This is a genomic window from Caulobacter sp. GW821-FHT05F04, from assembly GCF_059419665.1.
Map to the genome: position 1 here is coordinate 766,621 of NZ_JBWKSF010000001.1, position 19,777 is coordinate 786,397.

The 19,777-nt window shown below is 67.7% G+C and carries 19 protein-coding genes; 6 read left to right on the forward strand and 13 right to left on the reverse strand.

Annotation, left to right across the window (positions count from 1 at the left end; translation table 11 throughout):
* The 8 genes from fliN to AC07R7_RS03610 all read right to left on the reverse strand — a co-directional run bounded on the left by fliN (window position 1) and on the right by AC07R7_RS03610 (window position 8,871).
* On the reverse strand, window positions 1–333 hold the full coding sequence (gene fliN / locus AC07R7_RS03575; RefSeq protein WP_492835638.1) for a flagellar motor switch protein FliN: 333 nt from the start codon (window positions 331–333) through the stop codon (window positions 1–3).
* 15 nt (window positions 334–348) lie between these two features.
* Complete coding sequence (locus tag AC07R7_RS03580) at window positions 349–987, reverse strand: FliH/SctL family protein (RefSeq protein WP_492882800.1); 639 nt, start codon at window positions 985–987, stop codon at window positions 349–351.
* Between the two features lie 10 nt (window positions 988–997).
* The gene (gene fliG / locus AC07R7_RS03585; protein WP_492882798.1) at window positions 998–2,020 is read right to left on the reverse strand and encodes a flagellar motor switch protein FliG; all 1,023 of its coding nucleotides are present in this window, start codon (window positions 2,018–2,020) and stop codon (window positions 998–1,000) included.
* Window positions 2,020–3,675, reverse strand: coding sequence for a flagellar basal-body MS-ring/collar protein FliF (gene fliF, locus AC07R7_RS03590; protein ID WP_494634162.1), 1,656 nt, complete (start codon window positions 3,673–3,675; stop codon window positions 2,020–2,022). Before fliF ends, fliG begins: the two co-directional genes overlap by 1 nt.
* Window positions 3,676–3,951: 276 nt before the next feature.
* Complete coding sequence (sciP, locus tag AC07R7_RS03595) at window positions 3,952–4,233, reverse strand: CtrA inhibitor SciP (RefSeq protein WP_047410412.1); 282 nt, start codon at window positions 4,231–4,233, stop codon at window positions 3,952–3,954.
* 168 nt (window positions 4,234–4,401) lie between these two features.
* Window positions 4,402–6,168 (reverse strand): flagellar hook protein FlgE, encoded by a 1,767-nt coding sequence (flgE, locus tag AC07R7_RS03600; RefSeq protein ID WP_492882793.1) that lies wholly within the window; start codon window positions 6,166–6,168, stop codon window positions 4,402–4,404.
* A gap of 130 nt (window positions 6,169–6,298) precedes the next feature.
* The gene (locus tag AC07R7_RS03605) at window positions 6,299–7,051 is read right to left on the reverse strand and encodes a flagellar hook assembly protein FlgD (protein ID WP_494634163.1); all 753 of its coding nucleotides are present in this window, start codon (window positions 7,049–7,051) and stop codon (window positions 6,299–6,301) included.
* Window positions 7,052–7,065: 14 nt separating this feature from the next.
* Window positions 7,066–8,871, reverse strand: a complete 1,806-nt coding sequence (locus tag AC07R7_RS03610) for a flagellar hook-length control protein FliK (RefSeq protein WP_494634164.1) — start codon at window positions 8,869–8,871, stop codon at window positions 7,066–7,068.
* A gap of 509 nt (window positions 8,872–9,380) precedes the next feature.
* On the opposite strand from AC07R7_RS03610, the gene flgK reads away from it, so the two are divergent.
* The 3 genes from flgK (at window position 9,381) to mnmA (ending at window position 13,714) form a co-directional block, all read left to right on the forward strand.
* Window positions 9,381–11,501 carry a flagellar hook-associated protein FlgK gene (flgK, locus tag AC07R7_RS03615; RefSeq protein ID WP_492882787.1) on the forward strand — a complete coding sequence of 707 codons (2,121 nt, stop codon included), beginning with the start codon at window positions 9,381–9,383 and terminating at the stop codon, window positions 11,499–11,501.
* A 3-nt stretch (window positions 11,502–11,504) separates the two neighbouring features.
* The gene (locus AC07R7_RS03620) at window positions 11,505–12,428 is read left to right on the forward strand and encodes a flagellin (RefSeq protein ID WP_492882784.1); all 924 of its coding nucleotides are present in this window, start codon (window positions 11,505–11,507) and stop codon (window positions 12,426–12,428) included.
* A gap of 65 nt (window positions 12,429–12,493) precedes the next feature.
* Window positions 12,494–13,714, forward strand: a complete 1,221-nt coding sequence (gene mnmA, locus AC07R7_RS03625) for a tRNA 2-thiouridine(34) synthase MnmA (protein ID WP_494634165.1) — start codon at window positions 12,494–12,496, stop codon at window positions 13,712–13,714.
* A 144-nt stretch (window positions 13,715–13,858) separates the two neighbouring features.
* Here the strand turns inward: mnmA and AC07R7_RS03630 are convergent, their stop codons facing one another.
* The 3 genes from AC07R7_RS03630 to AC07R7_RS03640 all read right to left on the reverse strand — a co-directional run bounded on the left by AC07R7_RS03630 (window position 13,859) and on the right by AC07R7_RS03640 (window position 15,038).
* Window positions 13,859–14,170 carry a hypothetical protein gene (locus AC07R7_RS03630; protein WP_099580748.1) on the reverse strand — a complete coding sequence of 104 codons (312 nt, stop codon included), beginning with the start codon at window positions 14,168–14,170 and terminating at the stop codon, window positions 13,859–13,861.
* A gap of 155 nt (window positions 14,171–14,325) precedes the next feature.
* A complete protein-coding gene (locus tag AC07R7_RS03635; RefSeq protein WP_494634166.1) occupies window positions 14,326–14,541 on the reverse strand; it encodes a hypothetical protein in 216 nt (71 codons plus the stop codon).
* On the reverse strand, window positions 14,538–15,038 hold the full coding sequence (locus AC07R7_RS03640; RefSeq protein WP_492835658.1) for a winged helix-turn-helix transcriptional regulator: 501 nt from the start codon (window positions 15,036–15,038) through the stop codon (window positions 14,538–14,540). Before AC07R7_RS03640 ends, AC07R7_RS03635 begins: the two co-directional genes overlap by 4 nt.
* 234 nt (window positions 15,039–15,272) lie before the next feature.
* Between AC07R7_RS03640 and AC07R7_RS03645 the strand changes: the two genes are divergently transcribed.
* Both AC07R7_RS03645 and AC07R7_RS03650 read left to right on the forward strand, forming a co-directional pair.
* Window positions 15,273–16,460 (forward strand): acetyl-CoA C-acyltransferase, encoded by a 1,188-nt coding sequence (locus tag AC07R7_RS03645; protein ID WP_494634167.1) that lies wholly within the window; start codon window positions 15,273–15,275, stop codon window positions 16,458–16,460.
* 164 nt (window positions 16,461–16,624) lie between these two features.
* Window positions 16,625–16,894 carry a GNAT family N-acetyltransferase gene (locus tag AC07R7_RS03650; protein WP_295113621.1) on the forward strand — a complete coding sequence of 90 codons (270 nt, stop codon included), beginning with the start codon at window positions 16,625–16,627 and terminating at the stop codon, window positions 16,892–16,894.
* Here AC07R7_RS03650 and AC07R7_RS03655 read toward each other — a convergent pair.
* Window positions 16,891–18,270, reverse strand: coding sequence for a M20/M25/M40 family metallo-hydrolase (locus AC07R7_RS03655; protein WP_494634168.1), 1,380 nt, complete (start codon window positions 18,268–18,270; stop codon window positions 16,891–16,893). The two genes, AC07R7_RS03650 and AC07R7_RS03655, sit on opposite strands and share 4 nt — an antisense overlap.
* A 71-nt stretch (window positions 18,271–18,341) precedes the next feature.
* Complete coding sequence (locus AC07R7_RS03660; protein WP_494634169.1) at window positions 18,342–18,842, reverse strand: winged helix-turn-helix transcriptional regulator; 501 nt, start codon at window positions 18,840–18,842, stop codon at window positions 18,342–18,344.
* Between the two features lie 102 nt (window positions 18,843–18,944).
* Between AC07R7_RS03660 and AC07R7_RS03665 the strand changes: the two genes are divergently transcribed.
* Window positions 18,945–19,745, forward strand: coding sequence for an SDR family NAD(P)-dependent oxidoreductase (locus tag AC07R7_RS03665; protein WP_494634170.1), 801 nt, complete (start codon window positions 18,945–18,947; stop codon window positions 19,743–19,745).
* Window positions 19,746–19,777: the final 32 nt, after the last annotated feature.

The window sequence follows — 19,777 nt, forward strand, 5'->3', positions numbered from 1 at the left end:
TTAGCCCTGGTCGCCGTCCTTGATGATTTCCGTCATGGTCACGCCCAGGCGTTCGTCGACGACGACGACCTCGCCACGGGCGACCAGGCGGTTGTTGACGTAGATGTCGATCGCCTCGCCGACCTTGCGGTCCAGCTCCAGGATCGAGCCCTGGCTCAGCTGAAGCAGCTGCGCCACGGACATGTGCGCGCGTCCCAACACCGCCGAGATGTTGACCGGCACGTCGAAGACCGGCGCCAGATCCGACGCGGTCTTGTCGCTGAGCTCGACCGGCATTTCGGAGGCGAGCATCGAGCCTCCGAATTCGTCGAGCGGGAGATTGTCTTCGGCCATCTTGGATCAGCCTTTTCAGGAGAACAGGGGTTCGGCGTGGAGACCTTCGGCGGCGATGGCCGCTTCCAGCGCTTCGGCGACGCGTTGGGCGGCGCCGTCTGGATCGAAGGCCGCGCGGCCCTCCCCCCAGTCGAAAGTGAAGGCCGCCGGGGCCATGGCGCCGTCGGCGCGGGCGACGATCTGGCCTTGGAAGCCAATCTGGGTCGCCACCTGCTCCAGAGCCTGTTGGGTGCGCTCCTCCAGCTCGGGCGACACCCGGACGAAGATGCGCGGCTGGGCCTCGACCTCGCGGGCCAGGGCTTCGAGGGCCGCGGAGACCGGGGCCTCGGGGAAATGTTGCAGGGCCGCGTCGGCGATCTTGCGGGCGCAGGCCAGGGCCAGCATGGCCGCGCCTTCACGGTGCTCGTGCGCCACTTGGGTCAGCGACCCGAACGCCTCGCGGATGGCGTGGGCCACCTCGTTCAGGGCATGGGCGGCCTCCTGCTCGGCGCGGGCCACCGACGAGCGCTCGCCCTCCTGGTAGGCCTGGGCCTTGGCCGCCTCGACCTCCTCGAGGGTGAAGCTCTTCTTCACCTTCGGCGGGGTGTAGGCGACGCCGCCACGGTCGTCGAAGACCGTGTCGAAGCCAAATCTGCGGTGAGGGGTGTCGGTCATGCCATCCGCCTCAGTAGATCAGCTCGTCGTCGCCGCCGGAGCCGGCCAGCATGATCTCGCCCTTGGCGGCCAGATCCTTGGCGACCTGCACCATGCCCACCTGAGCGGCGTCGACGTCCTTCAGGCGCACCGGGCCCATGCTCTCCATGTCCTCGCGCATGATCTTGGCGGCGCGCTCCGACATGTTGGAGAAGAACATGTCGCGCAGCTTGTCCGAGGCGCCCTTCAGGGCCAGGGCCAGCTGTTCCTTCGGCGTGCCGCGCAGCAGGGTCTGGATGCCGCCCGGGTCCAGCTTCGACAGGTCCTCGAACACGAACATCAGGGCCCGGATGCGTTCGGCCGCCTCGCGGTTTCGCTCTTCCAGGGCCGCGATGAAGCGGGCTTCGGTCTGGCGGTCGAAGTTGTTGAAGATCTCGGCCATCATCTCGTGGCTGTCGCGCTTGGACGTGCGCGCCAGGTTCGACATGAATTCGGTGCGCAGGGTCATCTCGATCTTGTCGAGGATCTCGCGCTGCACCGGCTCCATCCGCAACATGCGGGTGACGCATTCCAGGGCGAAGTCTTCCGGCAGGCAGGCCAGCACGCGGGCGGCGTGATCGCTCTTCACCTTCGACAGCACCACCGCGACGGTCTGCGGGTATTCGTTCTTCAGGTAGTTGGCGAGCACCGCCTCGTTCACGTTGCCCAGCTTGTCCCACATGGTTCGACCCGCCGGACCGCGGATCTCTTCCATCAGGGCGTCGACCTTCTCCTGAGGCATGAAGGAGGCCAGCAGGCGCTGGGTCTGCTCGTACGAACCCATGATCGCGCCGGTCGCGCTCATGCCCGAGACGAACTCGACCAGCAGATCCTCGACGACGCTGGCCGAGACCGTGCCGAGACCGGCCATGGCCTGGGAGACTTCCTTGATTTCCTCGTCGTCCAGGGCTTCCCAGATCTTGGTGTGATCTTCACCAAGGGCGAGCAGAACGATCGCGGCCTTTTCCGGCCCCGAGAGGTTCTTGATATCGTTGACGGCGACTTTCATGGCCATCAGGTCGACTCGTGCAGCCAGTTACGGAGGATCGCGACCGATTCCTCCGGATGCTTTTCGACGAACTCTGACACCCGCTTGATCGACGAAGCCTTAACCTGGCCCTCGATCTTGGCGATATCGATGCGCGAGTCGATGTCGGAGACCGGACCGGCGATGGCGATTGGCTCACCCGACTGGTCGACCACGACCTGCTGCTGGGTGCCGTCCGACAGGGTGACCAAGCGGGTCACCTGGCCGCCGGGACCGGCCAGGGCCATCGGGCCCGGCGCCGGCGTCGACAGGTTCTTGATGAACGGGCGGACCGCGAACAGCAGGACCAGCAGGGCCACGACGCCCAGGATGCCCAGTTCTGCGAAGCGCATGATGTCGTTCTTGTCGAAGCCGGCCAGCAGGCCTTGCTTCTCCAGGCCCTGGTCTTCGGGCTGCGGGAACTTGATGTTGGTGACCTTCACCTGATCGCCGCGCTGGGCGTCGAAGCCCACGGCGGTCTTCACCAGCTCTTCGATCTGCGCGATCTCCTGAGCCGTGCGCGGGGTATAGGCGCCCGGCTTGCCGTCCTTGCCCGGAGGGGCGGTGACGCCGTCGATGGCCACGGCCACGGCGACCTTGCGGATCGCGCCCGGCTCGCGGACGGTCGTGGTGACCGACTTGGAGATCTCGTAGTTGGTGACGCTCTCGTTGGCGTTCGAGCGCGAGCCCAACTGCTGGAAGCCGTTGGCGCCGCCCTGCCCCGGCACGTTCGCGGTCGCGGTGACGCCCGAGGTGTCGTCGTTCTTGGTCTCGCTGTTGCCCTGTTCGTTGGTGCTTTCCGAGCGGACGACCTGGCCGTCCGGGTCGAACTTCTCCTCCTGGGTGGTGACGCGGTTCAGGTCGAGGTCGGCGGTGACGTTGACGCGGGCCTTGCCCGGGCCGAGCACGCCTTCGATCATGTCCTTGACGGTCTTGGCGATGCGGGCCTCGGCTTCGGTGCGGCGATCCTCGGCCATCTTGCCGGCCAGGCTGTCGTCGCTGGGCGCCGACAGGGTCTTGCCGTGCTGGTCGATGACCGCGACCTTCTCGGCCTTCATGTTCGGGACCGACGACGAGACCAGGTTCTGGATGGCGCGGACCATTTCCGAAGACGGCTCGCGCGAGCCGACGCCGATGGTCACGGCGGCGGACGGTTGCTCGGCGTCTTCCTCGAACAGCTGGCGCTTGGGCAGCACCAGGTGGACGCGGACGCTGTTGACGCCCTGCATGGCCTTGATCGTGCGTTCCAGCTCGCCCTGTAGGGCGCGCTGACGGTTCAGCTGCTGGACGAAGTCGGTCTGGCCCAGCGCGTTGTTGCCGTCGAAGATTTCGTAGCCGATGGAGCCGGAGCTCACGAGACCCTTGCCGGCCACCATCAGGCGGGCGCTGGCGACCTTGTCGCGCGCCACCATGATCGTCGAGCCGTCGCCCTTGGTCTCGTACTTGATGCCCGCCTGGTCCAGCGCCTGGGTGACCTGCGAGGCTTCCTTCAGGTCCAGGTTCGAATACAGCAGCTCATTGGGCTCCTTGCCCATGAACATGACGAGGGCCACCAAGACCGCGACGACGCCGGCGCCAACGCCGAGCATCGCGGCCAGACGGCCGACGCCAAACTGCTTGATCGAACCCAGAAAGCTTTCCACGAAGCCTCACCCTTGATCCCACGCCCCTCCGCGAGGAGGAACCGGCAGGCGAACGAGAACCGCCCGCCGGTAGGCAGGATTTACCCAGTACAAGGTAAACGAGGCGTTTATATCTGGGTCGGGAAGGCGGCCGGGACGGCGCCAAAACGTCGCGGCCGCCCCCTTTCGGGAGCGGCCGCTGAACGTCTTCAAACCCTTGTGGCGCAAGGCCTCGGGGTTCTCGGGAAGAGCAAGGGGCGGTCATAATATCGCACCCCATGGCCTAACGAGCGGCCCTTAACGGTACTGCTGGATCCGGGTGGTCCGCAGGCCCGCCAGGCCGTGCCGGTCGATCGACTGCTGCCACGCGAGGAACTCCTCGTTGGTCAGCTTATAACGATCGCAAGCCTCGTCGAGCGAGAGCAGGCCCCCGCGGACGGCGGCCACGACCTCGGCTTTACGACGGATAACCCAACGTTGGGTCTCCGGCGGCGGCAGATCGGACAGGGTAAGAGGCGCACCGGTCGGACCGATAACGTACTTTTCACCCCGGCTGTTCGTGCGCTGCTGTTGCAACATGGCTTTACGCCTTTCCCACAACCATCACTGTTGAAGGCCACTATAGGCGCCGCCTAATAACAGCGACTTAATCCCAATAGTAAAGAAGGCCTGAACAGAGTGGCTCCCTTAGCAGTTCGTAGTGTCTCGATGTGAAACACAAGAATTAAAGAGCGTTAATCCCTATGATCAGCGCTTAATATTCAGAAGTTCTTCAAGCATCTGATCGGCGGTCGTGATGATCTTCGACGACGCCGAGTAGGCGCGTTGCGTGGTGATCAGCCCCGTGAACTCAGTAGACAGATCGACTGTCGAAGCTTCCAGCGTCGAGGGCGCCAGACCACCGGCCCCGCCCTGGCCCGGAGCCTTCAGGCTGTAGGTGCCGCTTTCGTTGGTGACGCGATAGGCGTTGCCGTTCACGCCCTTCAGGCCGTTCGGGTTCGAGAAGGTGGCGACGGCGACCTGGGCGATCCGGCGGGTGACGCCGTTGTCGAAGATGGCCGAGACGTAGCCGTCGTCATCCACTTCGATATTGGTCAGGTTGCCGAAGGCGGTGCCGTTGGTGTTCACCGACTGGACGACCGACTGGCTGTTGTACTGGGTCAGGCCGCCGGCGGCGTTGGCCAGGTCGATCTGGACGTCCTGGGTGTCGATGCCCAAGCTGTCGGCCCAGATCGGCGGCTGCGGCAGTTGCGGGGCCGGCGGGGCCGGCTGGACCACCAGCGGGGTGCCCGAGGCCTTGAGCGAGATCGAGGTCGGGTTGGTGCCGCCGAACAGGTTGCCCGTGCTCTGCAGCTTGCCGTCGGTGGTGAACTTCACCACGCCCGTGCTGATCAGGCCGTTGGCGTTGTTGGCCAGGTCGCCCGGCTTGGCGCGCAGTTCGGCGTACCACTCGTTGGGGCCGGGTCCCTTCAGCAGCGACAGGGTGACCGTGCGCTGGCCGCCCTTGGAGTCCGACAGCGGAACCTGGATCTCGAAGTCCGGCTTGACGCCCTTGGTGTTGTCGAGGGCGTAGTCCGACATCGACCAGGTCGACGGATCGTACAGCTTGCCCAGCTTGACATCGGCGTCGGTCATCAGACCAAGGTCGGCCAGGATAACCTTGTCGCCCGCGGCGTTAATCGCCGTGTCCGTCAGGTTGCCGGCCGGCGTGGCCGCGCCCTTGTAGTCGATGGTCGAGCTGTTCAGCGCGCCTGTCGCCGCGTCGTAGCCGACCTTGCCGCTGGCGACGATCACGCCGTTTTCCTTGATGTCGACCAGGTATTCGTTGTCGCCCGAGGCGGCCGGATTGGCCGAACCCGTCGAGCTGTAGACGACGTCGAAGTTGTGGTTGACCAGCTTGTCGTCCTGGACGTTGGGCTTCGACGGCGAGCCGGCGGTGCCGACCTTGTACGAGACGGCGGCGGCGACCGGCTGTTCCGAGCGCAGGTTGGCGTTGATGCCGACGCGGGTGGTCTTCTCGGCCGTGCCGCCGACGCTGCCGACGTTGATCGACGACAGTTGCATCAGGTCCGACGGGTCGGGCGTGATCATGCCGCTGACCGGATCGGCTAGCCAGCCCTGCAGGTAGAGACCGGCGTCGTTGCGCAGGTAGCCCAGGTTGTCCAGCTGGAACGAACCGGCGCGGGTGAACGAGCGGGTGTCGGTCGCCGTCAGGTTTTCCGGCTTCTCGGTGGTGACGAAGAAGCCCGAACCCGAGATCGACAGGTCGAGGTTCGAGGTGGTGGACTGGGTCAGACCCTGTTGGCTGACGTACTGGTGCGTCTGAGCCTTCACGCCGCCGGCGCTGTAGGCCTGGTTCTTCGAGCCCGAGGTCACCAGGGTCGAGAAGTTGGCGCTGGAGCGCTTGTAGCCGACGGTGTTGACGTTGGCGATGTTGTCCGAGATCGCGGCCAGGGCCGACGAGTTGGCGATCAGGCCGGAGACGCCGGCGAGCATGGCGCTGTTGATGCTCATGACTGAATTCCTGCTTCTAAATGGGGTTCGAAGGGTTCAGCGCTGTTTGCGTTTGGGTCCGGGGGAAGACCGTCTTCCGGGGACCGCGTCGGCGTCATTCTGACGCCCGTTCGATAGGATGGCGGGAGGCCTAGGCGGCTTTGTCTTCCGTCTTGGTGTCCGTCTTGTCGTCCGTCTTGTCGTCCGTCTTGGTGTCGGAGTTGGCGGCCACGGCGGTGACGCCGATGACGTTGTCGATGGGGACCGGCTTGCCGTTGATGATGACCTGCGGCGAGCCTGTGGAGTTGTCGACCGCCGTGACCACGCCTTCGGTGCGGCCCTTGATTTTCGTCGCCTTGATTTCCTTGCCGTCGGCGCCCTTGGCGGTGACGGCGATGGTGTAGACGCCGCCGTTTTCCAGCTGGGCGCCGCTGTCGTCCTTGCCGTCCCAGGTGATGGTGTGGTCGCCGCTCTTCTGGTCGTCGGGGTGTAGCGTGCGGACCACCTTGCCGGCGGCGTTCTTCACTTCGACGGTCAGCGAGGTCGAACCGCCCGGCTGGCTCCAAGAGAAGACCGCCTTGCCGTCCTTCAGGGTCGAGTTGTCGGTGGTCGCGGTGACCTGCTTGCCGATCATGTTGACGCCCTCCGACAGGCCCGTGCCGGTGTTCATGCCGACCAGGGCGGCCAGCAGGTCGTTGGTGACCAGTTGCTGCTCGACGCCCGTCATCTGCGTGATCTGGCTGGTCATCTGGGTCGTGTCGGTGGGCGAAAGCGGGTCCTGGTTCTTCAACTGGACGGTCAGCAGCTTCAGGAACGTCTGCTCGTTGTTGGCGAGCGACGTGCGCGAGTTGTTGATCTTGTCGAGGACCGAAGAGGTGTTCTGAGACGAGACGGCGGAGGCCATGACTCGGTCCTTCCTTAGATGCGGATGTCGAGACCGCTGTCGGCGACCGTCTTCAGGCCGGGCAGCAGGTCAGCGGGGGCGATGGCGATGTCTTCCTCGCCGGTCAGCGAGGCCTGGAAGGCGCGGCCCGAGAAGGCGCGCCGTCCCTGGTCGCCGAAGTCCTGGAAAGCGAGGAAGGGGTTGGAATTCTGGCCGTTGTTCTGGCTGGAGACGTCGAACGACAGGCCATTGTCGGCGACGCTGAAGCCGGCGTCGTTCAGGGCCTGGCGCAGCTCGCCCGCCTTGCTGCGCAGTTCCTGCGCGGCATGGACGGTGTCGAACCTCATCGAGGCGGTCATCGCGCCGTCGCGGCCGATCTCGATGCGCACGTCGACCTTGCCCAGGTTATCCGGGGTCAGGGTCACGTCGAAGCGGGTGGCCTTGTCCGCGCGCTTGAGGATCTCGGCCGACAGGGCCGCGACGGTCTCGGGCGAACCGCGCACTGGGGCGGGTGCCGCGGCCGGCGCGGCGGCCCTGGCGGCCTGAGCCTGGGCGACCGGAGCCGGGACGGCCATGGCGTTGGTGTCGACGGCGGCGGCGGCCGCGGCGGCGGCCGGCGCTTCGACCGAAGCGATCGTCGCGGCGGCCTTGTCCGAGCCCTTGGCGTCGGTGGTCGTTTCCCCCTTGTCCGCGGCGACGGCGGTGACGGCCTGGGCGGTCTCGACGGCCACCGCGTCGGCGGCCTTGGCCTGGGCGGCCAGCGGCGACGGCGCGGCCTTGGGAGCCTCGGCGGTCTTGGTCGTGGTCTGGGCGGCTTCCGGCTCGGCGGCCTCGGCGGCGGCAACGGTCTCGGCGACGACCGGAGCGGCCTCGACCACCGGCGCCTCGATCACCTCCGCGGCGACCTGGACGGCCGGCGCGGCGACCGGGGCCACGGGCGCTTGCGGGGCGGCCGGCTGGGGGGCGGCGGCCTTGGCCGCGTCGGCGGTCTTGGCGTCGCCGGCCTTGGCGTCGACAGCCTTGGGCGCGGTCAGGTCGTCGGTCGAGACCGGGGTCGCTTCGTCGCTGGCGAGGGCGGCCAGAGCCTCGAGCGCGGCGGCGTCGACGGCCTGACCTTCCGGCGCGGCGGCGGCCGGCGTGGCCGTCTGGACCGGCGCCTGAACGGCGGCGGTCTGCTGCTGGGTCGAGGCGGGCTGAGCGGCTTCGGCGGCGACCGGCGCGGTCACCTGGGCTTGGGTCTGGGCCGTTTGCACGGCGGCGGCGAAATCGACGGCCTGATTGGCGACGGCGGCCGTCGCGTCCGCGGCCGGCTGAGCGTCGGCGGCGGCTTCAACGGAGACCGGAGCCTGGACCGGCGCGGTCATGGCGGCGATCAGGGTGGCGGCGGCCTGGGCCGCGGCGTCGGCGGCGTTCGCCGCGTCATCCTTCTGGTCGGCGTCCTTGTCCGAGGCCTTGTTGTCCGCGGCGTCGCTCTTGCCGTCCTTGCCGCCGTCGGCCTTGTCCGAGGCCTTGGCGTCGGCGGCGTCGGCCTTCCTGGAGTCCTGAGCGGCCTTGGCGTCCTGAGCGTCATCGGCCCTGTCGGCCCTGTCGGCGCGGTCGGCGCGCTTGGTGTCGGTCTTGCCGTCCGTCCTGGTCGGCTTGTCGGCCGCCCTGGTGTCACGGTCGTCATCGCGAGCGTCGCTCTTCGACTCCGTACGCGACGGGGCGCGGGGCGCGGGAGCCTCATCGTTCTTGCCGGCGATGGCCAACAGGGCGTCGAAGCCGTCGCCCGGCGACTTGCCGTTCGCGGCCGGAGGCGGCGCGGCGGGAAGAGCGGCGGTGGGTGCGGCGATCGCGGTCATTCGCAGTCGTTGCTCGGTTGAGACGGCGGTCCATGACGAACACGCCTTTGTCCGGCCTCCTTACGCAACGGTCGGGCCAACTCGCCGAAATGGCCTCAAGCCTTTATTTTAGCTCATCTTAATGGCTTGTTTACGAAGCAAAATCGCTCTCCGTGCGGCGCTTTTTGCCGGGCCCGCCCGGTCGAAAGGGACGGGAGTTGCCGCGTCGCCCGGTCGCGGGGCCAGTTGGCGCCGTCCTTGCGCATGATCCCTCGTCGAACTTCCGACCGCCGGAACTTTTCGCAATGAATTTCAATAGCTTGGCAAATATCGGGAACTCCATTCCCTGCGTGACCCGGCAAGTTTGGCCGGGCAACGACGCGCCCTGCGTTGCGCGGTTTGCCCAGCACGAGCCTGTCGAAGCCGGACCTTTCCGTCGGGTTTCGATGAGCAGGCTCGATCTACACAAGTTCGAAGTGGGCTTTGGGGGCGGTGTCGCCCTCGACGCCCACTTCTAGGGGAGCTGCCGCATGTCGCTGAATGCGATCATGAACACGGCGACGTCCGGCATGATGGCCGCGCAGACGGGTCTGCGCGTCACCTCGGACAACATCGCCAACGTCAACACCACCGGCTACGTCCGCAAGACGATCAGCCAGTCGAACCTGCTGTCCAACGGCATGGGGGTGGGCGTCAGCATCGACGCCATCAAGCGCGCGACCGACCGCTTCCTGCAGTCGGCCAGCCTCAACGCCGCCTCGGACAGCGGCCGCACCTCCGTGGTGGCCGACACCCTCAACCGCGCCCAGCAGCTGTTCGGCGATCCCAGCGGCGACAGCAGCTTCTTCTCGACCCTGGACGACATCTTCTCGGCCTTCTCGTCGGCCCAGGACGATCCGTCCTCGTCCCTGCTGCGCACCCAGGCGCTGACGCGGGTGGACGACTTCCTCAGTGAATCCAGCCGTATCACCTCGTCGCTGTCCAAGCTGGGCAAGGACGCCGACACCCGCATCTCGGCCGATGTCGACCGCGTCAACGACCTGCTGAGCCAGATCGACGGCCTCAACACCGACATCACCCGCGCCAAGGTGGCCGGGGCCGACGCCACCGGCGCCGAGAACGTCCAGAGCAGCCTGGTCGACGAACTGTCCAAGCTGATGAACGTCCAGGTCACGCCCCGGCAGCTGGGCGGGGTCTATGTCCGCTCGACCGAAGGCCTGCCCCTGGCCGGCGACGGCGCGGCCAAGATGACCTACCAGACCTCGGCCACCGCCACGGGCTACCTGACCGTGCAACTGGCCAACGGCTCGGTGCAGCCCACGCCGTTGAACATCTCCAGCGGCGAGATCAAGGGTCTGCTGGACGTGCGCAACACCGAGCTGGTCAACCTGTCCGACCAGCTGGGCGAATTCACTTCGCGCGCGGCCGAGGAGATCAACCGCGCCGCCAACGCCGCCTCGTCGGTGCCCGCCCCGACCAGCATGACCGGCCGCAACACCGGTCTGGACGACACCGCGGCCATGACCGGCTTCACCGGCAAGACCACGATCGCCCTGACCGACAGCAGCGGCGTCATCCAGCGCCGGATCGACATCGACTTCGACGCCGGCACGATGAGCGTCGACGGCGCGGCCGGGCCCAGCTTCAACCCGTCCGACTTCATGGCCCAGCTGAACACCGCCATGGGCGGCATGGGCGCGGCCGGCTTCTCGGGCGGGGCCATGACCCTGACCGGAAGCGGCGGCCTGGGCGTGGCCGTCCAGGACGACGCGACCAGCCCGTCGAGCAAGGCCGGCAAGGGTTTCAGCCACTATTTCGGCCTGAACGACATCATCCGCACCAACGGCTACTCGCCGTACGAGACGGGCCTGACGTCGGCCGATCCGCACGGCTTCACTTCGGGCTCGATGACCATCCGCCTGACCGACGTCGAAGGCGGCCGCATCCGCGACATCGTCGTCGCGCCCCCCCTCCCCCCCGCGAGCGGCACGATGCAGGACATGCTGGACGCGCTGAACTCGCGCGCCTCGGGCGTGGGCCTCTACGGCCAGTTCTCGCTGAACGCCAAGGGCCAGATCGGCTTCACCTCGAACGGGACGACGCCGGTGTCGATGTCGATCCAGGCCGACACCACTGAACGCGGCGTCGGCGGCCCGTCCGTCAGCCAGCTCTTCGGCCTGGGCCCGGCCGAACGCAGCACCCGGGGCGAGAAATTCTTCGTCAGTCAGGCGATGAACGAGAACCCGAAGCTGCTGCCCCTGGCCCAGCTGGACCTGACCCAGGCCGTCGGCGGCAACCCCGCCCTGGCCGTTGGCGACGGACGCGGAGCCCTGGCCCTGGCCAAGTCCGGCGACAACGCCGCCGGCTTCTCGGCCGCCGGCGACGCCTCGGCCGTCAATATGAGCGTCAACCGCTACGCCTCGGACTTCAGCGGCTCGATCGCCCGTAAGTCCGCCACCGCCGCCAACCGCAAGGACGCCGCCGACGCGGTGTCCAGCGAGGTCGACAGCCAGCGGCAGTCGGAAGAGGGCGTGAACCTCGACGAAGAACTGATCAACCTGACCACCTACCAGCAAGCCTTCAATGCCTCGGCCCGCCTGATCCAGGCGACCAAGGACATGTTCGACGTGCTCACCGGAATCCTGAGGTAAGCCATGACCCGCGTCTCAACGGTTCAGAACTACAACATCATGACGTCTAACCTCATGAAGGCGCAGATCCGCCAGAATGACGTGGGCGCCCAGGTGTCGAGCCAGAAGGTCGCCAATGACCTGAAAGGCTACGCCAAGAACGCCGAGATCCTGACCGCCATGCGTGGCACCCAGAACCGGATCAACGGCTTGCTCGACCAGTCGAAGCAGGTCGGAAACCGGTTGGAGATGCAGGACACGGGCCTCGGCCGCGTGGCCGACGGAACCCAGAAGGCCCGCGAGGCCATCGCCAACGCCCTGGCCGCCGGCAACGCCACCACCCTGATGCAGCAGATGCAGGCCAGCTTCGGCGACGTGATCCAGGGGCTGAACACCAAGTCGAACGGACTCTACGTGTTCTCCGGCGCCAAGACCGACACGGCCACGACCTCGGCGACCACCATGGCCGACCTGACCGCCGCGCCGACCACCGCCGACCTGTTCCACAACGACCAGTACATCACCACCAACCGCATCGACGAGCAGACCAACGCCAAGACCGGCGTGCTGGGCGACGCGATCGGTACGACCGTGTTCGACGCCTTCAAGCAGGTTCAGGCCTATGTCGACGCCAACGGCGACTTCAGCGGCAAGCTGAACGACACCCAGGTCCAGTTCCTGACCGGCCTGCTGTCCACGTTCGACACCGCCCAGAAGGGCGTGGTCGACCTGCAGGGCAAGAACGGCGTGACCCAGAAGCGCTTCGAGGCCGCGACCGCCGACCTGTCGAACCAGGCCGACACCCTGACCGGCATGGTCGGCGGCATCACCGATGTCGACATGGCCGACGCCGTGACCCGCCTGGAAGCCGCCAAGCTGGCCGTCCAGGCCTCGGCCCAGGTGTTCTCCAGCCTGCAGGCCTCGTCGCTGCTGAACGTACTGAAGTAGGGGGCGGCGACAAGCCGCCCTCCCCCAACCTCGCAAAACCGGCCATCAACCGCTATATGGCGGCGATGGACGCCGACTTGCTGACCCCCGCCGCCACGAACGACGCCGACTCGCTCATCGCGCGCGCGGTCGAACAGGTGCGCGCGGCCGTCGGCCTGCCGGAGGGGACGCGGATCGTCGCGGCCATGTCCGGCGGCGTGGACTCCACGGTCACCGCCGCCCTGCTGGCCCGCGCCGGCTATGACGTCGTCGGCGTCACCCTGCAGCTCTACGACCACGGCGCGGCGATCACCAAGAAGGGCGCCTGCTGCGCCGGCCAGGACATCCTGGACGCCCGCATGGCCGCCGAGCGCATCGGCATACCGCACTACGTGCTGGACTACGAAAGCCGCTTCCGCGAACAGGTCATCGAGGAGTTCGCCGACGCCTATCTGCGCGGCGAGACGCCGATCCCGTGCGTGCGCTGCAACCAGACCGTCAAGTTCCGCGACCTGCTGGACGTGGCCCGCGACCTGGGCGCCGAGGCCATGGCCACCGGACACTACGTCCAGCGCGCGTTCGCGGGTGGCGGCAACCGTCCGCAGCTGCGTCGCGCCGCCGACCCGGCCAAGGACCAGAGCTACTTCCTGTTCGCCACCACGCGCGACCAGCTGGACTTCCTGCGCTTCCCGCTGGGCGGCATGGACAAGCCCACCGTGCGCGCCGTCGCCGCGGGGCTTGGCCTGGCCATCGCCGACAAGCCCGACAGCCAGGACATCTGTTTCGTGCCCGAGGGCAAGTACACCACGGTGATCGACCGCATCCGCCCGCAAGGCGCGGAAGCGGGCGATGTCGTGCACCTGGACGGCCGTGTGCTGGGCCGCCACGAAGGCGTGACCCGCTACACCATCGGTCAGCGCCGGGGCCTGAACATCGCCGTCGGCGACCCGCTGTTCGTGGTGAAGATCGACGCCGACAAGCGCCAGGTCATCGTCGGTCCGCGCGAGGCGCTGCTGACCGCCGCCCTCACCCTCAAGGAAGGCAGCTGGCTGGGCGGCCAGGACAGCCTGGAAGCGGCGGCGCAGGACGGCCAGCCCGTGCTGGCCCGCGTCCGCTCGACCCGTGAGCCCGTCGCCGGCCGCCTGGCGATCCGCGACGGCGAGGTCTGCGTCTTGTTCGACGGCGCCGAGGAAGGCGTGGCGCCCGGCCAGGCCTGCGTGCTCTACGATCCGGCCGATCCCGAGCGTGTGCTGGGCGGCGGTTTTATCGCCGGCACGACGCGGACGATGGACCTCCAGGAGGCCTGACGGGCGTCCCGATCGCTGGATCCAGGATGGCCAGCGACCATAGTCATCCGATGACCCGCCGGTTCGGACAGCTCGGCCGAAATACGAAAAGCCCCCGCCGGCGAACCGACGGGGGCTTTCTGCGTCAAGCTGACGAAGCGATGCTTACGCGCCGCCCGGGAAGCGGAAGGGAACCTTCACCGAACCGGTCTTGGCGCCCATCGGCAGCTTCTCGGCGATGCACATGGCGGCCTTGTCGAAACCCTTGCCGGCGGCGCTGTTGTCGACGACCTTGCAGTCCGACAGCTTGCCGGCGTCGGCGGTGCATTCCAGCATCACCTGAGCGGCGTCGCGGGTGTTCGCGAACTGCTGCAGGCAACGGCCCATTTGGTCTTCGAAGCCGCCGGCGGCCGAAGCGGCCTGAGCGACGAAGAAGCTGCCGGCGATACCCGCGGCGATCGCGATCGAGAATTTCATGGTTAGCTGCCCCTTGCGGCGTTCAAATCTGATGGGACTGTTTTCGCAGGCAGACGCCAAAGAATGGCTAAGGTTCGCGGTTAATCATTTCCAAAAATGGTGAATGACCGCAGGCGGATGAAAAGCCGGTACGGCGCGCGCGGGGACGGTCGAGCTCAGTCGATCGCGTCGAACGTCAGGCCGATCCGGAACAGGCAGTAGCCGGTCTCGTCGACCAGCCGCGCCACATCGGGATTGGTGTCCGCGCGCTCGCGGGCGCGGGTGAAACGCCAGTCTTGCTCGCGTCCTGCCGCCGGAAACGGCGCGCCGCCGGCGGTGACCAGGCGGTATTCCGGCTTGGTAAGGTGAACGTGGAACCTGTAGCGGCTCATTCCGCCGCGATCTTGGTGGCTTCCAGCGCCTCGCCCACGGTCAGCCCCCGTTGGAGCGGCGCGCCGCGCTCCAGGTCGCCGCGTTGAACGACCTCGCCGCATTGCTCGCAGGCCAGGACCGGGTGGAAGGCGCAACCGCAACCCTTGTGGGTGAACAGCACCGGCGACTTGTCGCGGCCATAGACGTAGCGGTCGCCCCACTCCGACATGGTCAGCAGCACCGGCGACAGGGCTAGGCCCTTCTCGGTCAGCCAGTATTCGTGGCGCGGCGGACGCTCGGAATAGCGGCGGGTTTCCATGACCCCGTGGGCGACCAGGGTCTTCAGGCGAGCGGCCAGGACGTTGCGGGCGACACCCAGCCGTTCCTGCCACTGCTCGAAGCGTTTCACCCCGGCGAAGGCGTCGCGCAGGATCAGCAGGGTCCACGGATCGCCCACGACTTCCAGCGTGGCGGCGACCGAGCAACGTTCGTTCGTATAGTCAGCAGTGCGGCCCATTTCGTGAGGTTGAGACGTTCCGCGAGGGAAAGCAAGAGAGCGTTGCGTTTGAAGATGAACCGAAGTAGGTTTTTTATCGCAATTGACTCTCTCGGTTGCCACCTGGCGAGGCGTCACTCGAGTTTTTCTCTGATGACGCCTCGCCCCTTCTCATCACGGCATCGCAAGCCTCTTGCCCTGTGCGGGCGGATGAAGGCCTATCTCGCCTCGAATACGTCTTCAGGGAGCTAAACCATGTCCGCGTCCGATCCCGTCGTCATCGTCTCCTACGCCCGAACGCCGATGGGCGGCTTCCAGGGCGCCCTGGGCGGGGTGAAGGCCACCGAGCTGGGCGCGACGGCGGTCAAGGCCGCCATCGCGCGGGCTGGCGTCGCGGGCGACAAGATCGAGCAGATCTTCATGGGCTGTGTACTGCCGGCCGGCCTCGGCCAGGCGCCGGCCCGCCAGGCGGCGCTGGGCGCGGGCCTGCCGCTTTCGGTCGAAGCCACCACCGTCAACAAGATGTGCGGCAGCGGCATGCAGGCCGCGATCCTGGCCCACGACGCCCTCAAGGCCGGCTCGGTCGATGTCGTGGTGGCCGGCGGCATGGAGAGCATGACCGGCGCGCCCTACCTGATGTCCAAGCACCGCGGCGGGGCCCGCATCGGACACGACCAGCTGTGGGACAGCATGTACCTGGATGGGCTGGAGGACGCCTACACCCCCGGCAAGCTGATGGGCGCCTTCGCCGAGGACACCGCGGCCCAGTACCAGTTCACCCGCGAGGCCATGGACGACTACGCGACCAAGGGCCTGATGAAGGCCAAGGCCGCCGTCGAGAGCGGGGCCTTCAAAGCCGAGATCACCCCGGTCACCGTCGTCAGCCGCAAGGGGACCGAGGTGGTCGACACCGACGAGCAGCCGGTCAAGGCCGATCCGGCCAAGATCCCGACCCTGCGCCCGGCCTTCAGCCGCGACGGCGGCGTCACGGCGGCCAACAGCTCCTCGATCAGCGACGGCGCCGCCGCCCTGGTCATGACCCGGCAGAGCGTCGCCAAGGCCATGGGCCTGCCGATCCTGGCCCGGGTGGTCAGCCACGCCGCCCACGCCCACGAGCCGTCCCTGTTCGCCACCGCCCCGGTCCCGGCCATGCGGAAAGCGCTGAAGAAGGCCGGCTGGTCGGTCGAGGACGTCGACCTGTTCGAGATCAACGAGGCCTTCGCCGTGGTGCCGATGGTCGCCCAGCAGGAACTGGGCTTCGATCCGGACAAGCTGAACGTCAACGGCGGCGCCTGCGCCCTGGGCCATCCGATCGGCGCCTCGGGCGCGCGGATCCTGTGCACCCTGATCTCGGCGCTGCAGGCGCGCGGCAAGACCAAGGGCCTGGCGTCCTTGTGCATCGGCGGCGGCGAAGCCACCGCGATGGCGATCGAGCTGGTCTGAGGCTTAAATCCTCCCCCTAGCGGGGGAGGTGTCGGCTCGAAGAGGCGACGGAGGGGGAAGGTCGCGTTGAACGTCCCCATATCTTCCCCCACCGGCGCTTCGCGCCACCTCCCCCGCCAGGGGGAGGATCGCAACGCCTCGGCCTCACTCGCGTTGGAAACTGCATGACCGACACCTTCCGCCATAACCCCGAACTCAGCCGCTACGAGCTGGAGGTCGACGGCCTGCTGGCCGTGGCCGACTATCAGCGCGCCGGACACCGGCTGGTGATCCCGCACGTCGAGGCCGACATGGCCCTGCGCGGCACGGGCGCGGCCGGACGGCTGATGACCAAGGTCGCCGAGACGGCGCGCGCGGAAGGCATGCGGATCACCCCGCTGTGCTCCTACGCCGCCGCCTGGCTGAAGCGGAACGATCCGGACCTGATCGCCTAAGGCGTCTTGGGCGCCGGCGGCGGGCTCTCGAAGCTGCCCGCCGGCCCTGGGAACACGACCGGGCTCTCCCAGCCGTCGGCGCTGACCGACGAGACCCCGAAGAAGAAGTCGTCGATCACCACGTCCTTCAACGTCGTGGTCGTCGCCGCGTCCGGAACCCAGCGGCTGAAGCGCCAGGTCGGATCGGTCGTGCCGCGCCCCCACACCCGATGCCCGGCCGCGCCCGGCGTCGGCGCCCACGAGACCTTGGTGTCGGGGCTGACCGCGCCGGCGATCTTGACGTCCGTCGGCGGCGTCGGGGCCGAGGCCAGGCTGGCCATGGCGATGGTGTTCAGCCGCGTGACCTGGGCCAGATAATTGAAGTCCACGCCCTCGATCACGTCGCCATAGGGCTTGCCGTTCTCGGTGCGCAGGTTCTGGTGCTGGCGGTCGTAGTTCTCGACCGCCTCGGTGACGCGCACGGCCGGATAGCCGGCCTCCAGCAGCGGAACCTGGTCGCCGCCCCGGCCGTAGCGGTCGGTGCGATAGACCATCATCACGTCGAAATTGGTCAGGTAGCGGTCGGCCAGGCCATCCAGGAAGCGGGCGAGGTTGCGCGACGGGCTGTCGACCTCGCCGCCGTTGTAGCGGCGGCCGTTGGCCTGCTCCGGCGTCTCGACGGCCTTGGCGCCTTCGGAGAAGACGCGGACGTGGGTGTTGTCGATCACCCCGCTCTGGCCGCGACTGTTGCCGACGATGTCGTTGTTGAGGTCGGCCTCGACCTTCCAGCCCTGAGCGCGCGCGTAGTCGGCCAGCACCTTGCCGCCGTAGAGGCCCTGCTCCTCGCCCGACAGCACCGCGAACACCAGGGTGGCCGGGAACCTGTGCTTGCTGAGCACGCGCGCCGCCTCGATCACCGCCGCCGTGCCCGACCCGTCGTCATTGGCCCCCGGCGCGTCGCTGGTGAAGTCCATCACGTCGGTGACGCGGCTGTCGATGTGGCCGGCGATGATGATCACCCGGTTCGGATCGCTGGTCCCCTTCTGGATGGCCAGGACGTCCTCCACCACGACGCCATTCGGCGCGCGCTTGCCGGTGAAGGTCCGCGAGGGCGTCTCGATCGTCAGGCAGCCGCCGCAGTCCTTGGAGATCGCCTCGAAGCGGGCCTTGGTCCAGCGGCGGGCCGCGCCGATGCCGCGCTTGTCCGACTTGGTGTCCGACAAGGTATGGCGGGTGCCGAAACCAACCAGCGACCGGATAGTGCTCTCCAGCGCCTTGGGGTCGACGTCGGCGGCGATCACGCGCAGCAGGGGCTGGTCCGTGGAGGGCGCCGGCGTTTCGGCTTGGGCGACCCCGGCGGCCATCAGGGCGGCGGCGAGAGCAAGAGACAGGCGCATGCGAGCTCCGGGGACAGCGCGACTTCGAGGCGCGCACGTTTCCGGCCAAGTTCGTCCGGCGCAAGCCCTTTTCACCCCTTGGCGCGTCCCTCGGCCATGAAGGCCACCCGGTTCAGCACCTCGGGTCCGGCCGCCGGTCCGGGGGCGTAGGCGAAATGCTCGTTGGTGATCGGCTTGCCGCTGATCCGGTCGACCATGATCGGCTCGGCGGCCAGGCCCGTCTCGCGGTCGATCAGCTGGCCAGCCACGCCCTCGACGGCGAAGTGGCGGTTGCCGAAGGCCAGCATCGCCGTCAGCACCGGCGCGAAGTCGCGGCCCAGGTCCGTCAGCAGATATTCATAGCGCGGCGGCCGCTCATTGTAGGCGCGCTTCTCGAGAAGTCCGTTTTCGACAAGCCCCGCCAGCCGCTTCGTCAGAATGTTGGGGGCGACACCCAGGCTCTTCTCGAACTGGTCGAAGCGGGTCAGGCCCTGGGCCGCGTCGCGCAGGATCAGCAGGGTCCAGCCATCGCCCACGCGCTCCAGCGTGCGGCCGACCGGACATTGGGTGGGAGGGCGTTCAGATTTGCTCATGACGAAAGATTTGGCCACTCACTTGCGAAAAGCAAGTTACCCCATAGCTAGAGCTGGAAGCCGGACCACCAGGGCCTTGGCGAGACACTGAGGACTAACACGATGAGCGACACCAACACCAAGGGCGCGGCCCTGATCACCGGCGCTTCCACCGGCATCGGCGCGGTCTATGCCGACCGCCTGGCCAAGCGCGGCTACGACCTGATCCTGGTCGCCCGCGACGAGGCCCGCCTGAACGCCCTGGCCGAGCGTCTGCGCGGCCAGACCGGCGTCAAGGTCGAGGTCATCAAGGCCGACCTGACCGACAAGGACGACCTGCTGAAGATCGAGCAGCGCCTGGCCACCGACGCGGCCATCACGGCGCTGATCAACAACGCGGGCGTCGCCGGCGCCAACGACTTCGTGGCCACCGATCCCGACGCGTTCGAGAAGATGATCCAGCTGAACGTCACCGCCGTGACCCGCCTGGCGGCGGCGGCGGCGCGCAACTTCGTGCCCCGCGACAAGGGGACGATCATCAACCTGGCCTCGGTGGTCGGGCTGATCCCGGAACTGGGCATGCCGGTCTATGGCGCGACCAAGGCCTTCGTGACCTACCTGACCCAGGGCCTGCGCGTGCAGTTCGCCAACTCGGCCGTGCGCCTGCAGGCGGTGCTGCCCGGCGCCACGCGCACCGAGATCTGGGAGCGCTCGGGCTCGGACATCGACGCGATGGATCCGAACACGATCATGGACGTCGACGACATGGTCGACGCGGCGCTGGCCGGCTTCGACCAGGGCGAGCTGGTGACGATCCCGTCGCTGCCGGACGCCGCCGACTGGGAGGGCGCCCTCGCCGCCAAGGCCAAGCTCTATCCGAACCTGTCGCGTCGCGAGCCGGCGGCTCGCCTCCGCAAGGCCTAAGATCGGAAAGCTCGCCGGCGCGGCGCTCACTC

Excerpts from the sequence above, each read along its gene's own strand:
- AC07R7_RS03620 (WP_492882784.1), top strand. The coding sequence starts at position 11,505 with ATGACCCGCGTCTCAACGGTTCAGAACTACAACATCATGACGTCTAAC.
- flgK (WP_492882787.1), top strand. The coding sequence starts at position 9,381 with ATGTCGCTGAATGCGATCATGAACACGGCGACGTCCGGCATGATGGCC.
- AC07R7_RS03660 (WP_494634169.1), bottom strand. The coding sequence starts at position 18,842 with ATGAGCAAATCTGAACGCCCTCCCACCCAATGTCCGGTCGGCCGCACG.
- fliN (WP_492835638.1), bottom strand. The coding sequence starts at position 333 with ATGGCCGAAGACAATCTCCCGCTCGACGAATTCGGAGGCTCGATGCTC.
- AC07R7_RS03640 (WP_492835658.1), bottom strand. The coding sequence starts at position 15,038 with ATGGGCCGCACTGCTGACTATACGAACGAACGTTGCTCGGTCGCCGCC.
- AC07R7_RS03665 (WP_494634170.1), top strand. The coding sequence starts at position 18,945 with ATGAGCGACACCAACACCAAGGGCGCGGCCCTGATCACCGGCGCTTCC.
- AC07R7_RS03650 (WP_295113621.1), top strand. The coding sequence starts at position 16,625 with ATGACCGACACCTTCCGCCATAACCCCGAACTCAGCCGCTACGAGCTG.
- flgE (WP_492882793.1), bottom strand. The coding sequence starts at position 6,168 with ATGAGCATCAACAGCGCCATGCTCGCCGGCGTCTCCGGCCTGATCGCC.
- mnmA (WP_494634165.1), top strand. The coding sequence starts at position 12,494 with ATGGACGCCGACTTGCTGACCCCCGCCGCCACGAACGACGCCGACTCG.
- AC07R7_RS03655 (WP_494634168.1), bottom strand. The coding sequence starts at position 18,270 with ATGCGCCTGTCTCTTGCTCTCGCCGCCGCCCTGATGGCCGCCGGGGTC.
- AC07R7_RS03605 (WP_494634163.1), bottom strand. The coding sequence starts at position 7,051 with ATGGCCTCCGCCGTCTCGTCTCAGAACACCTCTTCGGTCCTCGACAAG.
- AC07R7_RS03635 (WP_494634166.1), bottom strand. The coding sequence starts at position 14,541 with ATGAGCCGCTACAGGTTCCACGTTCACCTTACCAAGCCGGAATACCGC.
- AC07R7_RS03645 (WP_494634167.1), top strand. The coding sequence starts at position 15,273 with ATGTCCGCGTCCGATCCCGTCGTCATCGTCTCCTACGCCCGAACGCCG.
- fliG (WP_492882798.1), bottom strand. The coding sequence starts at position 2,020 with ATGGCCATGAAAGTCGCCGTCAACGATATCAAGAACCTCTCGGGGCCG.
- sciP (WP_047410412.1), bottom strand. The coding sequence starts at position 4,233 with ATGTTGCAACAGCAGCGCACGAACAGCCGGGGTGAAAAGTACGTTATC.
- AC07R7_RS03610 (WP_494634164.1), bottom strand. The coding sequence starts at position 8,871 with ATGACCGCGATCGCCGCACCCACCGCCGCTCTTCCCGCCGCGCCGCCT.
- AC07R7_RS03630 (WP_099580748.1), bottom strand. The coding sequence starts at position 14,170 with ATGAAATTCTCGATCGCGATCGCCGCGGGTATCGCCGGCAGCTTCTTC.
- AC07R7_RS03580 (WP_492882800.1), bottom strand. The coding sequence starts at position 987 with ATGACCGACACCCCTCACCGCAGATTTGGCTTCGACACGGTCTTCGAC.